The organism is Actinosynnema sp. NPDC020468, from assembly GCF_040642015.1.
GTDB lineage: Bacteria > Actinomycetota > Actinomycetes > Mycobacteriales > Pseudonocardiaceae > Actinosynnema.
Window position 1 is genome coordinate 15,651 of record NZ_JBFAEO010000075.1, and the last position, 15,892, is coordinate 31,542.

The 15,892-nt window shown below is 74.8% G+C and carries 4 protein-coding genes; 2 read left to right on the forward strand and 2 right to left on the reverse strand.

What is annotated here, in order from left to right:
• Window positions 1-4 precede the first annotated feature (4 nt).
• The gene (locus tag AB0G50_RS33910; RefSeq protein ID WP_360117452.1) at window positions 5-12,913 is read right to left on the reverse strand and encodes a type I polyketide synthase; all 12,909 of its coding nucleotides are present in this window, start codon (window positions 12,911-12,913) and stop codon (window positions 5-7) included.
• Between the two features lie 190 nt (window positions 12,914-13,103).
• Here AB0G50_RS33910 and AB0G50_RS33915 point away from each other — a divergent pair, with 190 nt between their 5' ends.
• Window positions 13,104-13,523 (forward strand): nuclear transport factor 2 family protein, encoded by a 420-nt coding sequence (locus tag AB0G50_RS33915; RefSeq protein WP_360117455.1) that lies wholly within the window; start codon window positions 13,104-13,106, stop codon window positions 13,521-13,523.
• 73 nt (window positions 13,524-13,596) lie between these two features.
• On the opposite strand, the gene AB0G50_RS33920 is transcribed toward AB0G50_RS33915, so the two are convergent.
• Window positions 13,597-14,841: a cytochrome P450 gene (locus AB0G50_RS33920; protein ID WP_360117458.1), complete on the reverse strand. Its 1,245-nt coding sequence runs from the start codon at window positions 14,839-14,841 to the stop codon at window positions 13,597-13,599.
• A 188-nt stretch (window positions 14,842-15,029) separates the two neighbouring features.
• Between AB0G50_RS33920 and AB0G50_RS33925 the strand changes: the two genes are divergently transcribed.
• The gene (locus AB0G50_RS33925; protein WP_360117461.1) at window positions 15,030-15,797 is read left to right on the forward strand and encodes an SDR family oxidoreductase; all 768 of its coding nucleotides are present in this window, start codon (window positions 15,030-15,032) and stop codon (window positions 15,795-15,797) included.
• Window positions 15,798-15,892 lie beyond the last annotated feature (95 nt).

The window sequence follows — 15,892 nt, forward strand, 5'->3', positions numbered from 1 at the left end:
CGGGTCAGTCGAGGTTGTCCACCAGCGCGAACAGTTCGTCGTCGCTGGCGGCGTCGAGGTCGTGGTCTTCGGTGCCCGCGCGGGAATCGGCGAGGTGCAGCAGCTCGCGCAACCGCTCGGGCACGCCGTCGGGCGACGTGCCGTCCCGCAGCGCCGCCTCGATCCGGTCGAGCCACTCGGTCACCGGCGGCGCGTCCTCGCCGGTGGCCTCCCACAGGAACGCGGCGAGGGCGGCCGGGCTGGAGTGGTCGAACACCAGCGTGGTCGGCAGCTTCAGGCCGGTCGCCGCGGCGAGCCGGTTGCGCAGCTCGACGGCGGTCAGCGAGTCGAACCCCAGTTCCTGGAACGCGCGGTCCTCGGCCACGCCGTCCGGGTCGCGGTGCCCGAGCACGCCCGCCACGTGCGTGCGGACCAACTCCGCCAGCGCGCGTTTCCGGTCGGCGTCGGACAGGCCGGCGAGCGACGGGCCGCGGTCGACCGGCCGGTACCGGGGCGCGAGTCCGGCGAGCAGCGCGGGCGGTGGCGCGCCGAGCGCCGTGACGTCCACCGGGGTGAGCGCCAGCAGGGGTTCGGCGGTCGACACGGCCGCGTCGAACAACGCCATGCCGTCCCGGGCGGACAACGGGCGCAGGCCGAGCCGGGCGAGCCGCCGCCGGTCGACCTCGGCCAGGTCCGCGCTGATCGCGCTGGTGTCGGACCACAGGCCCCAGGCCAACGAGGTCGCGGGCAGGCCGTTCGCCCGGCGGTGGGCGGCCAGCGCGTCCAGGTGGGCGTTGCCCGCCGCGTAGTTCGCCTGGCCCGCGGTGCCGAGCAGGCCGGCGACCGAGGAGTACAGCACGAACGCGTCCAGGTCCGCGGTCAGCTCGTGCAGGTTGCGGGCCGCGTCGACCTTGGGCCGCAGCACGCGGTCGAGCTGCTCGGGCGTGAGGTCCGCGAACACCCCGTCGTCCAGCACGCCCGCCGTGTGCACGACCGCCGTGACCGGGTGCGCGCGCAGCACGGCGGCCAGCGCCTCGCGGTCGGCGGCGTCGCACGCGACGAGCACCGCGTCCGCGCCTCGCTCGGCGAGGTCGGCCCGGAGTTCCCGGGCTCCGGGCGCGTCCGGCCCACGTCGGCTGAGCAGCACCAGCTTCCGCGCGCCGTGCTCGGTCACCAGGTGCCTGGCCAGGATCGCGCCGAGCGTCCCGGTCGCGCCGGTGATCAGCACCGCGCCCCGGTCCCAGCGCGGCGCGGTGCCGGTCGGCCGGAGCGCGCGGGCCAGCCGGGGCGCGAGCAACCGCCCGTCCCGCACCGCGATCTGCGGCTCGCCGGTCGCGACGGCCGCGTGCAGCCGGTCGCCGGGGCGGTCGAGGAGCACGAACCGGCCCGGGTTCTCGGTTTGCGCGGACCGCACCAGGCCCCAGACCGCGGCGTGCGCCAGGTCGGGCACGTCCTCGACGCCGACCGCGACCGCGCCTTCGGTCACGACGACCAGCGTTCCGCTGCCCGCCAACGACTTCTGGAGCCGGCCGAGGACCTCGGGCAGGTCGAGCCCCTCGACCCGCAGCACGTCGACCCCTGCTGCCATTTCCGCCGGCTCCGGCAGCTCGGTCCAGTCCACTGTGTACAGTCCGTCGACCCGGGCCGACCCGGTCGGCAGCGCGCGCAGGTCCACCGCGTCGACCGTCAGCACCGGCGTGCCGGAGCCGTCGGCCACCAGCAGCGACGCGGACCCGTCGTGCCGGGTCAGGCGCACCCGGGCCACCGGGCCGACCGGGCCGTGCCGGGTGACGCCGTGCCAGGCCGCGGGCACCCGGTCGTCGCCCAGCAGCAACGGGTGCAGCGCGGCGTCCAGGGTCGCCGGGTGGATCCCGGACGCCGCTGTCGGACCGGACACCTCGGCGAAGATCTCCTCCCCCGCCCGCCACACCCGGCGCAGGCCCCGGAAGTCCGGGCCGTAGCCGAACCCGCGCGCGGCCAGGTCGTCGTACAGGCCGGTGAGGTCGAGTTCCGGCGCGGCGGGCGGCCACTCGGTCAAGCCCGTCGGCGCCGGGTACTCCAGCGGGCCGACCGAGCCGGTCGCGTGGGAGGTCCACTCGCCGTCGGTGGCGGCGAAGATCCCGACCTCGCGGGAGCCGGTCGGGTCCGGTTCGCCGAGCACGACCTGGACCCGGACGTCACCGGTGATCACCAGTGGTGCCACCAGGGTCAGCTCGGCCACGTGTCCGCAGCCGACCTCCGCGCCCGCGGCCCTGGCCAGTTCGAGCAGTCCGGTGCCGGGGAACAGGGTCGAGCCGTGGACTTCGTGCCCGGTGAGCCACGGCTGGGTCCGGGTCGACAGCCGGCCGGTGAACACGTGGCCGGCACCGCTCGCGAGCCGCACCGCGGCGGTGAGCAGCGGGTGGTCGACGGCGGTCAGCCCGAACCCGGCCGCGTCGCCGGGCGTCACCGGCGCGTCCAGCCAGTGGCGCTGCTCCCGGAACGGGTAGGTCGGCAGGTCGACCCGCCGGGCTCCGGGGAACACCGCGGCCCAGTCGAGGTCCCAGTTCGCGAGCGCCGTCAGGAGCGTGACGTGCTCGGGGCGTCCGGCCCGCAGCACCGGCGCGAGCACGCCGGCCGGGTGCTCCAGGCACGCGTCGGTCAGGCTCGAGAGGACGCCGTCCGGCCCGATCTCCAGGAACTCGGTGACTCCGTCGGCCTCCAGCGCCCGCACGCCGTCGTGGAAGCGGACCGCGCTCCGGATCTGGTCGGCCCAGTAGGTCGGCGAGCACACCTGGTCGACGGTCGCCCGCGCGCCGGTCACGTTGGACACCAAAGGGATCCGCGGCTCGTGGAACGTGAGACCGGCCGCCAGGGCGCGGAACTCGTCGAGCACCTCGTCCATGTGCGCGGAGTGGAACGCGTGGCTGACGGTCAACCTCTTGGTGCGCCTGCCCCGCGCCCGCCACCGGTCGGCCAGGGCGAGCACCCGGTCCCGGTCGCCGGAGACGACGGTGGCGTTCGGCCCGTTGACCGCGGCGACGGACACGCCGTCCGGCAGGGTGGCGAGCACCTCGTCCTCGGACGCCTCGATCGACGCCATCGCGCCGTCGGACCGCGCCGCCTGCATCAGCCGACCGCGACCGGTCACCAGCGCGCAGGCGTCGGGCAGGTCGAGCACGCCGGCGACGTGCGCCGCGACGATCTCGCCGACCGAGTGGCCGAGCAGGACGTCCGGCCGCACGCCGAGGTGCTCGACCAGCCGGACCAGCGCCACCTCGACGGCGAACAGGGCGGGCTGGGCGAACTCGGTCCGGTCGAGGCCGTCCCGGTCGCCGAACACGACCTGCTCGACCGCCGGGTCGAGGTGCGCGCACACCGCGTCGAACGCCTCGGCGAACACCGGCGAGGTGTCGTACAGCTCGCGACCCATGCCGACCCGCTGACTGCCCTGCCCGGTGAACAGGAACGCGGTCGCGCCGCGCGTGCCGGTGCGGCCGGTCCGCTCGCCCCGGGCGACGGCGTCCAACCCGGCGGCCAACTCCTCCCGGTCCGCGCCGACCACGACCACCCGGTGCGCGAGTGTCGCGCGGGTGGTGGCGAGCGAGAAACCCAGGTCCGCCAACGGTTCTCCGAGCCGGTCGCGCAGCAGCCGGGCCTGGTCGCGCAACGCCTCCGGGTCCCGGGCGGAGAGCACCAGCGGCACGGCCGGGAGGGTCGTGCCGCCGGGGGCCTCGGTGTCGCCCTCCTCCAGGATCACGTGCGCGTTGGTGCCGCTGATCCCGAACGACGACACCCCCGCGCGCCGCGGCCCGTCCGCCGACCACTCCCGCGCGTCCCGCAACAGCTCGACCGCGCCGGACTCCCAGTCGACGTGCGGCGAGGGTTCCTCGGCGTGCAGCGATTTCGGCAGCACGCCGTGCCGCATGGCCTGCACCATCTTGATCACCCCGCCGACACCCGCGGCGGCCTGGGCGTGACCGATGTTCGACTTCAACGACCCCAACCACAACGGGCTTTCCCGATCCTGGCCATAGGTCGCGATCAACGCCTGCGCCTCGATCGGATCACCCAACGTGGTGCCAGTACCGTGCGCCTCCACAACGTCCACATCGGACGGTTTCAGTCCCGCCGTCGCCAACGCCTGCCGCATCACCCGCTCCTGCGCCGGACCATTGGGCGCGGTCAACCCGTTCGACGCCCCGTCCTGGTTCACCGCCGTGCCCCGCACCACCGCCAACACCCGATGACCGTTGCGCCGCGCGTCCGACAGGCGTTCCACCAGCAGCACGCCCACACCCTCGGACCAGCCCGTGCCACCGGCCTCCGCGCCGAACGAGCGGCACCGGCCGTCCCGGGACAGGCCGCCCTGCCGGGAGAACTCCACGAAGGTGTCCGGGCCCGACATCACCGTCACGCCGCCGACCAGCGCCAGGTCGCACTCGCCGGCGCGGAGCGCGCCCGCGGCCAGGTGCAGTGCCACCAGGGACGACGAGCACGCGGTGTCGACCGTGACCGCGGTGCCCTCCAGGCCGTAGTTGTAGGCCAGGCGGCCCGACACGACGCTGGACAGGTTGCCCACCAACAGGAATCCCTCGTGCTCGGGCGGGGTGGCCGGCAGCCGGGAGGCGTAGTCGTGGTACATCGCTCCCATGTAGACACCCGTGTTCGAGCCGCGCAGGGTGGCCGGGTCGATGCCGGCGTCCTCGAACGTCTCCCACGCGGTCTGGAGGAGCAGTCGCTGCTGGGGATCGGTCGACGTGGCCTCGCGCGGCGACATGCCGAAGAACTCGGCGTCGAACAGGTCCGCGTCGTGCAGGAACCCACCGTGCCGCGTGTAGGACGTGCCGACCTGCGCGGGATCGGGGTTGTACAACGACTCCACGTCCCAGCCGCGGTTCACCGGGAACTCCGAAATCGCGTCGACACCGTCCGCCACCAGACGCCACAGGTCCTCCGGCGAGCGCACCCCGCCCGGGTACCGACAGCCCATGCCCACGATCGCGATCGGCTCGTCCGCCGGTCGTGGCTCGGCGACGGGCGGCGGCGCGGTCACCGAGCCGGCCAGGTGCTTCGCCAGGGCGAGCGGTGACGGGTGGTCGAAGGTGAGCGTCGCGGGCAGCCGGCGCCCGGTCGCGCCGCTCAGCCTGGTCCGCAGCTCCAGGCCGGCGAGCGAGTCGAAACCCAGTTCCCGGAACGCCCGGTCGGCCGGCACACCGTCCACATCGGAGTGTCCGAGCACGGCCGCGGCGGTGCGGCGGACCAGGTCCAGCGCCGCGTCGAGCCGGTCGGCGTCGGGCAGCGCGGCGATCCGGCCGGTCCAGTCCGGCGGCGCGACCGGCCGCCGAACCCGGCTCCGCTTCGGCAGGAACCGCGCCGGCACCACCAGCGGACGACCGGCGACGACCGCCGCGTCGAACATCGCCAGACCGGTGTCGACGTCCAACGCCCCGATCCCGGCCCGGGTCCAGCGGGCCCGGTCGGCGTCGCCGAGGCCCTCGCCCATGCCCGCCTCCCACAGACCCCAGGCCAGTGACACGGCGGGCAGACCGGCGTGCGCGCGGTGCGCGGCGAGGGCGTCCAGCGCCGAGTTCGCCGCCGCGTAGGCGGCCTGGCCCGCGGTGCCGACGACGCCGGACACCGAGGAGAACAGCACGAACGCGGCCAACCCCCGGTCCAGGGTCAACTCGTGCAGGTGCCAGGCCCCGTCCGCCTTGGCGCCCAACGCCGCGTCGAGGTGGTCGGCGGTCACCGACTCGACCGTGGCGTCGGCCAGCACACCGGCGGCGTGCACGACGGCGGTCACCGGGTGGGCGTCCAGCAGCGCCGCGACGGCGGCCCGATCGGACACGTCGGCGGCCACCACCGCGACCCGCGCGCCCCACCCGGTCAGATCGGCGACGAGGTCGTCCGCGCCGGGCGCCTGCGGGCCACGCCGACTGGTCACCACGAGATCCCGAACCCCGTGCCCGACCACGAGGTGGCGGGCGATCACCGCGCCGAGCCCACCGGTACCGCCGGTGATCAACACCGGCCCGGCACCCCACGCGGCGGCGGACACGGCAGACCCAGCGGGGTCGGCGGACACGGCAGACCCAGCGGACACGGCGGAGTCGGCGGAGTCGGCGGACACGGCGGAGTCGGCGGGGTCGGCGGGCCGGGTGACCCGGGGTGCACGCACCTGCCCGTCCCTCACCGCGGCCTCGGCCTCACCGGTGATCGACACCGGCCCGCCACCGAGGTCCGAGGCGGACCCGTCAGGGTCAGCGGGCCGGGCCTCACCGGTCACCGACGCCGGGCCGTCAGCCCGCTCGGCGGCGGACGCGACGGGGTCGCCGAGCCGAGCTTCGGCCTCACCGGTGGTCAGCATCGGCCCAACGAGCATCGGCCCAGCGCCCCGCTCGGCGGCGGACGCGACCGAATCGGCGAGACGGGTCACCCGAGGCGCGTGCAGTCGGTTGTCCCGCACCGCGATCTGGGCCTCGCCGGTCGCCACCGCGGCGGCGAGCAGGGTGTCCGGGCCGTCGAGGTCGACCAGCACCACCCGGCCCGGGTGCTCGGACTGCACCGACCGCAGCAGTCCCCACACCGGCGCCGCGAACCCGGCCGGGTCGTCCTGCGGCGTCACGGCCACCGCGCCGGTCGTCACGACCACCAGCGGCGACTCGGCCCCGCTCTCGTCGGCGAGCCGGGCGCGCACCAGGTCCAGCGTGCGCACGGCGGTCGCGCGCGCGGCGTCCGGTCGGTAGGGGCCATTCCCGACCCGGAGCACGTCGAGGTCGGCCGCCACCTCCTCGGGAGTGGTGATCACCGGCCACTCCACGGTGTGCAGCACCGGCGCGGTGCGGTCGAGCGCGACCGGGCGGAAGGTCAGCGACTCGACGGTGGCGACCGGCGCGCCGGTCGGGTCGGCGAGGGCGAGGGCGACCGCGTCGTCACCGAGCGGTGTGATCCGCGCGCGCAGACCGGTCGAGCCGGTCGCGTGCACCGTCACGCCGGTCCAGGAGAACGGCAGTCGGGTCGCGCCCTCGGCGACGACCGGGTGCAGCACGGCGTCGAGCAACGCCGGGTGCAGGCCGAACCGCGCGCCGTCGTCGGTCGTCGGGCGGATCTCCGCGTAGACCACGTCGTCCTCGCGCCACAACGAGGTCACGCCCTGGAACGCCGGGCCGTAGTGGTAGCCGCGCTCGGCCAGCCGGGCGTACAGGTCGTCCACCGGTTCGGCGACCGCGCCCGCCAGCGGCCAGGCGCCGAGGTCCGCGACGGGTGTGGGACGCGGGCCGAGCAGGCCGGTGGCGTGTCGGGTCCACGGCTCGTCGGCGGTGGGCCGGGCGTGCACGGTGAACGGCCGCGCTCCCGAGGCGTCGGGCGCCAGCACGGTCACCTGGACCTCGGCCGACACCCGGTCCGGCAGCGGCAGCGGCGTCTCCAGGGTGAGTTCGGCGACCGACTCCGCGCCGACGTGGTCCGCCGCCGCGCCCGCGAGTTCGAGGAACGCGGTGGCGGGCGTCAGCACCGAGTCGCCGACGCGGTGGTCGGCGAGCCACGGGTGCGCGCGGGTCGACAGCCGGGCGGTGAGCACCGACTCGTCCCGGTCCGCGACGTCGACCGCGTCGGTCAGCAGCGGGTGGGCGGAGGCGGACCTGGCGTCGGCCGCGAGCCAGTAGTGCCGCGGTCGGAAGGCGTAGGTGGGCAGGTCGACCGGCCTGCCGCCGGGTGCGAACGAGGCGAGGTCGAGCCGCGCGCCGGCCGCGTGCGCCCGGGCCAGACCGCCGGCCAGCGTCGCCACCTCCGGGCGACCGGCCCGCATCAGCGGCACCGCGTCCCCCACGAGCGGCGTGAGGACCGCGTCCGGGCCGAGTTCCACGAACAGGGTCGCGCCCTGCGCGCGCAACGTCGTCGTAGCGTCCAGGAACCGCACGGGTTGCCGGACCTGCCGGACCCAGTAGGCCGGGTCCCGCGCCTCGTCCGGGGTCAGAAGCACGCCGGTCACCGTCGACACCACGGGAATCCGCGGCGCGTCGTAGGTCAACCCGGCGGCGACGTCGTGGAACTCGGCGAGCACCGGGTCCAGGTGCGGCGAGTGGAACGCGTGGCTCACCCGCAGGCGCCGGGTCCGCCGGCCGCGCTCCGCCCACCGCGCCGCGAGGGCCTCGGCGGCGTCCGCGTCACCGGCGACGACCACCGCGCGCGGTCCGTTCACCGCGGCCAGCCCGAGACCCGGCACCCCCGCGAGGGAAGCCACGACCTCGTCCTCACCCGCCTCGATCGCGATCATCGCGCCGTCGGCGCGGGCGGACTGCATGAGCCGACCGCGCGCGGCCACCAACCGGGCGGCGTCGGGCAGCGACCACACGCCGGCGACGTGCGCGGCGGCCAGTTCGCCGATCGAGTGGCCCGCGACGAAGTCCGGCGTGGCGCCGTGCGCGGCCAGCAGCCGGGCGAGCGCGACCTCGACCGCGAACAGCGCGGGCTGGGCGTACTCGGTCCGGTCCAGCAGGTCGCCCGCCGCGAAGACCACCTCGCGCAGCGGCCGGTCCAGGTGCGGGTCGAACGCGGCGACCACCGCGTCGAAGGTCTCCGCGAACACCGGGAACGCCTCGTGCAGCTCCCGTCCCATGCCGACCCGCTGCGCGCCCTGCCCGGTGAACAGGTGTGCCACCACCGCGGACGAGCCGCCGACGGCGAGGTTCGGCGCGTCCGCTCCCCGCGCGAGCGCGGCGAGTCCGGCCAGGTGATCGCCGACCACCACGGCGGTCCGCTCGAACGCGGTGCGGGCCGCGAGCGAGGCCGCCACGTCCACCGGGTCGAGGTCGCGGACGTGGTCGAGCAGCCGGGACGCCTGCTCCCGCAACGCCTCGTCGTCCCGCGCCGACACCACCCACGGCACGATCGGCGGCGTCGGGTCGACCCGCTCGGGCACCGGGTCGGCGGTCGGTGCCTCCAGGACCACGTGGGCGTTCGTGCCGCTGATGCCGAACGACGACACCGCGGCCCGGCGGGGCCGGCCGGTGTCGGGCCACGGCTTCGCCTCGGTCAGCAGGTCGAGGGTGGACCAGTCGACGTGCCGGGTGGGCCGGGCCGCGTGCAGGGTCCTGGGCAGCACGCCGTGCCGCATCGCCCCGATCATCTTGATCACGCCGCCGACGCCGGCCGCCGCCTGCGCGTGACCGATGTTGGACTTCAGTGAGCCCAGGGCCACCCGCCCGTAGACCGCGGCGATCGCCTCGGCCTCGATCGGGTCGCCCAACCTGGTTCCGGTGCCGTGCGCCTCCACCACGTCGACGTCCGAAGTGGACAGTCGGGCCTCGGCGAGCGCCTGGCGGATCACCAGTTCCTGCGACGGCCCGTTCGGCGCGGTCAACCCGTTGGACGCGCCGTCCTGGTTGATCGCGGTGCCGCGCACGACCGCGAGCACCCGGTGCCCGTTGCGCCGCGCGTCGGAGAGCCGTTCGACCAGCAGCAGCCCGACGCCCTCGGACCACGCGGTGCCGTCGGCCTCGTCGGCGAACGACTTGCAGCGACCGTCGGCGGCGAGGCCGCCCTGCCGGGCGAACTCCACGAACATGCCCGGCGTGCCCATGACCGCGGCGCCGCCCGCCAGCGCCAGCGACGACTCGCCGGAGCGCAGGGACCGCACCGCCAGGTGCAGCGCCACCAACGACGACGAGCACGCCGTGTCGACGGTGACGGCCGGTCCGGTCAGGCCGAGCTGGTAGGCGATCCGGCCCGACATCACGCTGGCCGTGCCGCCGGTCAGGACGTGGCCCTCCACGCCGTGGCCGGTGTCGTGCATCCGGGGTCCGTAGTCGGAGGCGGTGCCGCCGACGAACACGCCGGTGGGGCTTCCGGCCAGCGACCGGGGGTCGATCCCGGCGCGTTCCACCGCTTCCCAGGCGGTGTGCAGCAGCAGTCGCTGTTGCGGATCCATGCCCAGCGCCTCGCGGGGCGAGATGCCGAAGAACGCCGCGTCGAACTCGCCCGCGTCATGGAGGAACCCTCCCCGCTCGACGTCGACCGCGGTCGTGTCCCACCCGCGGTCGACCGGGAAACCACCGGTGGCGTCCCGTTCCTCGGCCACCAGCCGCCACAGGTCCTCGGGCGACCGCACGCCGCCCGGGAACCGGCACGCCATCCCGATGACCGCGATGGGCTCGCCGTCGTCGGTCCGCGCCCGGCGCGGCGCCACGACCACCGCGTCCGCTCCCCCGCCCAGCCGCGACCGCAGGTGGCGGATCAGCGCCTCCGGCGTGGGGTGGTCGAACAGCAGGCCGGACGCGAGCCGCAGGCCGGTGGCCGCCGCGAGCGCGTCGCGCAGTTCGACGCCCATCAGCGAGTCGATCCCGAGGTCGTGGAACGTGGCCCGCCGGTCGACCGACCCGCGGTGCCCCAGCACGGCGGCGAGGTGCGCGTCCACCAGCCGGTCGACGTCGACCTCCTCGCGCGGCGCCACCTCCCGGTCGGCCGTGCGGTCGAACCAGTGGTGCTCGCGCTGGAACGCGTAGGTCGGCAGGTCGACCCGCGACCCGGTGAACGCCGCGGTCCAGTCGACCGCGCCGCCCGCCACGTGCACGGCGGCCAGCGCGCCGAGGAACGCCTCCGGCTCGGGTCGGCCGGCGCGCAGCGCGGGCACCGCCGTCACCGGGGTGGAGGCGGAGTCGGCGACCATCGCCGAGCAGACGCCGTCGGGGCCCAGTTCCAGGAACGTGGTCACGCCCTCGGCCTCCAGCGCGCGGACCGCGTCGGCGAAGCGGACCGGCCGGCGCACCTGCTCGACCCAGTACTCCGGCGAGGTGATCTCCCCGGTCACGTCGCCGGTCACGGTGGACACGACCGGGATCCGCGCCGGCCGGAAGGTCAACCCGCGCGCCACGTCGCGGAACTGCGCCAGCATCGGCTCCATCGACGGCGAGTGGAACGCGTGCGAGACGGTCAGCCGCTTCGTGCGGCGGCCCAGCCCGGTCAGCGCGGCGGCGACCCGGGTCACCGCGTCCTCGGCGCCGGACACGACCACCGAACGCGGTCCGTTGACCGCCGCGACGGACACCTCACCGTCGAGCAGCGGCAGCACCTCGTCCTCGGCCGCCTCGACCGCGATCATGGCTCCACCGGGCGCAAGCGCGCCCATCAGCGCGCCGCGCGCGGTGACCAGCGTCGCGGCGTCCACAACGGACAGCACGCCGGCGACGTGCGCGGCGGCGATCTCGCCGATCGAGTGCCCGACGAGGTGGCTCGGCCGCACGCCCCAGGCCTGCGCCAGCCGGAACAGCGCGACCTCCAGCGCGAACAGCGCGGGCTGCGTGTACCGGGTGTCGTCGAGCCCGTCGCCGGAGGTGATCACCTGGCGCAGCGCGGGATCCAGGTGCGCGCACACCTCCTCGAACGCGTCGGCGAACGCGGGGAACGCCAGCAGGCCCCGCCCCATGCCGGCGCGCTGACTGCCCTGCCCGGTGAACACGACCGCGGTGCCGCCGGGGCGCACCCGACCGGTGACCACCCCGGGCTCGCCGGCGGCGAGCGCGGCCAGCCCGGCGCGCACCGCCTCGACGTCCTCGCCCAGCACCACGGCCCGGTGCTCGAACGCGGTGCGGGTCCGGGCGAGCGACCAGCCGACGTCGGCCGGGTCCACCGCCCGGTCGGCGAACTCGCGCAACCGGAGTGCCTGCGCCCGCAACGCCTCCGGGCTCCGCGCGGACACCACCCACGGGATCAGCGGCGCCCGGAGCGCACCGGGTCCCGGTGTCCGCGCGGGAGCCTCGGCCACCACGACGTGGCAGTTGGTGCCGCCCATGCCGAACGAGCTGACGCCCGCGACGAGCCGGTCGTCCGGACGCGGCCACGGGGTCAGGTCGCGCTGCACGGTCAACCGCAGCCCGGCCCAGTCGATCGCCGGGTTCGGCTCGGTGACGTGCAGGCTGCCCGGCAGTTCCCGGTGCGCGATGCCGAGCAACGCCTTGAGCAGCCCGACGATCCCGGCCGCGCCCTCCAGGTGGCCGATGTTGCTCTTGACCGAGCCGATGGGCAGCGGGGTCGACCGGTCGCCGAAGACCGCGCCGAGCGCGGCGGCCTCGACCGGGTCGCCGACCGGGGTACCGGTGCCGTGCGCCTCGACGTACTGCACCGCGTCGGGCGGGGTGCCGGCCAGCGCCTCCCGGATCACCCGCTCCTGCGCGGCGGCGCTGGGCACGGTCAACCCCGGTGTGGCGCCGTCGTTGTTCACCGCGCTGCCCAGGATCACGCCGTGGATCCGGTCCCCGTCGGCCTCGGCCTTGGCCAGCGGCTTGAGGATCAGCGCCGCGCCGCCCTCGCCGGGCACGAAACCGTTGGCGTGCGCGGAGAACGGCGCGCTGGTGCCGTCCGGCGACACGCCGCCGAACAGCTCGCCCGCGAGCCTGCTCCCGGCCAGCAGGTTCAGGTTCACCCCGGCCGCCACGGCCAGGTCGGCGTGCCCGGACCGCAGGCTCTCCGCGGCCAGGTGCACCGCCACCAGCGAGGACGACTGCGCGGAGTCCACGGTCAGGCTGGGTCCGTGCAGGTCGAGGTGGTAGGAGACGCGGTTGGCGATCACGCCGCGGTTGAGGCCCGCCATGGTGTGCGCGGTGACCGCCTCGTCGCCGTGCCGGTGCACCAGGCCCGCGTAGTCGTCGCGCACCGTGCCGACGAACACGCCGGTTCGGCCGCCCCGCAGCGAGTCCGGCACGATGCCGGCGTCCTCCAGTGCCTCCCAGGCCAGTTCGAGGACCAGGCGCTGCCTCGGGTCCATCGCGGCGGCGGCGCGCGGCGCGATGCCGAAGAACCCGGCGTCGAACTCGCCGCGGTCCTCGAGGTGGCCGCCCCAGCCGTCCGGGCCGGCGGTGATGGCACTGGTCGCGGTGCGCAACAGCCGCCAGAACTCCGCCGCGGACGCCGCGCGCGGCAACCGGCAGGACATCCCGACAACAGCGATCCCCATCATCCCAGCGACCTCCGACGAACACCGGATTCCCATGCCGGTCGCCAGTCTGTCCGCGGCCCGCCCACGTCCGGTCATGTCGCGGTAACCGCCCGCCGATTGCCCGGCAGTGAGGATCCGGTGACGCGCGGTGGATACGTTCGGCGACAGCCGCCTCGTCCGGTCGCGGTCCTTGCCGAGAAACGGGAGCACCATGTCCAGCACCCTGGAAATCACCGACCTGATCGCCGCCGCGGAGGAGCACGGTCGGCGCTACGTCGAGCTGTTCAACGCGGGCGACGTCGAGACCATCGAGACCATGTACACCGAGGACGCGATCTCGGTGTGGGAGCCCGGGAACCCGCTCACCGGCCAGGCGCGCCGGGACTCGCTCGCCGAGTTCCTCGCCGCGGGTCCCACGATGACCGCGGACCTGGTCGAGTCGCACGTGACCCGGGACGCCGCGCTGCTCGTGGTGGACTGGACGATCAGCGTGCCGAACCCCGACGGCGGGGAGCCGGAGGTGTTGCGGGGCCGGGGTTTGGACGTGCTGCGGCGCGGCGCCGACGGCCGCTGGCTGTTCGCGGTGGACAACCCGTTCGGCGACGGCGAGGTCGAGGCCGGCGCCGCCTGAGCCCGGCGGACGACCCCGAGCACGACGGGAACCCCCTCGGACGGCCGCGCCACGAGGGGGTTCTCCGTCGTGCTCAGGCGTTGAGCAGCACCGGGATCGACTCGTGCCCGTTGGACACGAACGAGCCCACCGGCCTCAGCGGCGTGGTCGGGTCGGCCGCCGCGAGCCCGGGGAACCGGGCGAACAGCGCGGGCAGCGCCACCGCGGCCTCCAGCCTGGCCAGCGGCGCGCCGAGGCAGAAGTGCACGCCGTGGCCGAACGACAGGTGGTCGCGGCGGGTCGGGCGGGTGATGTCGAACTCGTCCACGGTCTCCCCGTGCACCTTCGGGTCCCGGCCCGCGCCGCTGAACGAGATCAGGATCGCGTCGCCCTTGGCGATCGTGACGCCGTCGACCTCGACGTCCTCCACCGCGAACCGCAGCGGCAGGCTGCCCACCGGCGACTGCCAGCGCAGCGTCTCCTCGACCACGTCGTCCCAACCGGACTCGCCCGCCAGCACCCGCTCGAGCTGCTCCGGGTGCGACAGCAGCGCGACGGCGGCCTGGTCGATCAGGTTCACCGTGGTCTCGTGACCCGCCGTGTACATCAGGAAGACGGTGTCGATCAGCTCGGTCTCGGTGAGCCCCGCGCCGCCGTCCTCGTCGTCGCGCACCGCGATCAGGGTGCTGGTGAGGTCGTCGCCGGGGTTGCGCCGCTTGTGCTCGATGAAGTCGACCGCGAGGCCGTACAACGCCTCCAGGTTCGCGCCGGCCTCCTGTTCGGACAACGAGGTGTCGAAGATCGCGTGCATCCGGCTCAGCAGGTCGCCCCGCAGGTCCTCGGGCACCCCGAGCAGTTCGGAGATCACCCTGGTGGGCAACGGGTAGGCGAACTCGGCCCGCAGGTCGACCGGGTGACCGGCCGGCGTCTCGGCGATCCGGTCGAGCAGCTCCGCGGTGACCGCCTCGATCCGCGGCCGCAGCGCGGCGGTGCGCCGGGCGGTGAAGGCCTTGGCCACCAGCTTGCGCAACCGGGTGTGCTCGGCGCCGTAGGCGGTGATCATGTTGCGGTCCTGGACCCAGATCGCGAGCGACCACGTCCGCGCGAACTCGCCCTCGCCGTTCTCCCAGGTGGGCCAGTGGCGGTAGGCGTCCCGGGACACCCTCGGGTCGGTCAGCAGCCGCTTCGCGAGGCCGTGGTCCGTGACCGACCACGCGGGCACCCCGCCGGGCAGTTCGACCCGGGTGACCGGGCCGCGGGCGCGCAGCAGGGCCGCTTCGCCCTGGATGTCGCGTCCGGTCGCGTCAATGGCGAAAGGGCAGGTTTGTTCGGACGTCATGGCAGTCTCCACGGGAGTTGACAAGTGCCGTGAGACTAGGAGTCCGGGCGTAATCGAATGCTCATGGAACGGTCTTCCGCGCCCGACACTGACCTGGAGGTAAGTACTGACTTGCGTGTGCGTACTTGTGAACCGGACCGCGATCGGGCGATTCTGTCCGCGCACCAAAAAATCTCTTGAGGGGACCCATGAGCAGGTACGCAGGCAAAAAGGCAGTCATCACCGGTGGCACGATCGGCATGGGTCTGGCCACGGCGCAGGCACTGGTCGAGGAGGGTGGCGAGGTCATCGTCACCGGCCGCAACGAGAAGAACCTGGCGGACGCCCAGGAGTTGCTCGGCGAGCACGGCCACGCCGTGCGGTCCGACACCGCCGTGCTGGCCGACATCGACGCGCTCGCCGCGACGGTCGAGGAGAAGTTCGGGCAGATCGACCTGCTGTTCGTCAACGCGGGTTTCGCCCAGCTCGGCCCGTTCGCCCAGGTCACCGAAGAGCACTTCGACCAGACCTTCGCGATCAACACCAAGGGCGCGTTCTTCACCGCGCAGAAGCTCGCCCCGCTGATCAAGGACGGTGGCGCGATCGTGTTCACCACCTCGATCGCCAACTCCTCGGGCAACCCCGGCATGGGCGCCTACTCCGCGTCCAAGGCCGCGATCCGGTCGTTCACCAAGGTCATCGCGGCCGAGCTGCTGCCGCGGGAGATCCGGGTCAACGCGGTCAGCCCCGGTTTCATCACCACGCCGACCGCGGGCATCACCGGCGCGCCGCCGGAGCTGCTGGCCGCGTTCGAGAAGGTCGGCGACGACCTGACCCCGATGCGCCGGCACGGCTCGTCCGACGAGGTCGCCAAGGCGGTGCTGTTCCTCGCGTTCGACGCGACCTTCACCACCGGCGCCGAGCTGAACATCGACGGCGGGCTCGGGCAGCGCATCAGCAGGCCCCAGGGCGTCTAGTCCTCCCGGCGCCCCGGCCGGGAGGAGCCTGCGCCGGCCGGGGAACCGCAGGAGGACGGGCCCGGCGGGTGGTGATCGGCATCGGCGCCGATCAC

Bases quoted from the DNA above. Each gene is read 5' to 3' on its own strand.
- AB0G50_RS33915 (WP_360117455.1), top strand. From the start codon at position 13,104: ATGTCCAGCACCCTGGAAATCACCGACCTGATCGCCGCCGCGGAGGAG.
- AB0G50_RS33920 (WP_360117458.1), bottom strand. From the start codon at position 14,841: ATGACGTCCGAACAAACCTGCCCTTTCGCCATTGACGCGACCGGACGC.
- AB0G50_RS33910 (WP_360117452.1), bottom strand. From the start codon at position 12,913: ATGATGGGGATCGCTGTTGTCGGGATGTCCTGCCGGTTGCCGCGCGCG.
- AB0G50_RS33925 (WP_360117461.1), top strand. From the start codon at position 15,030: ATGAGCAGGTACGCAGGCAAAAAGGCAGTCATCACCGGTGGCACGATC.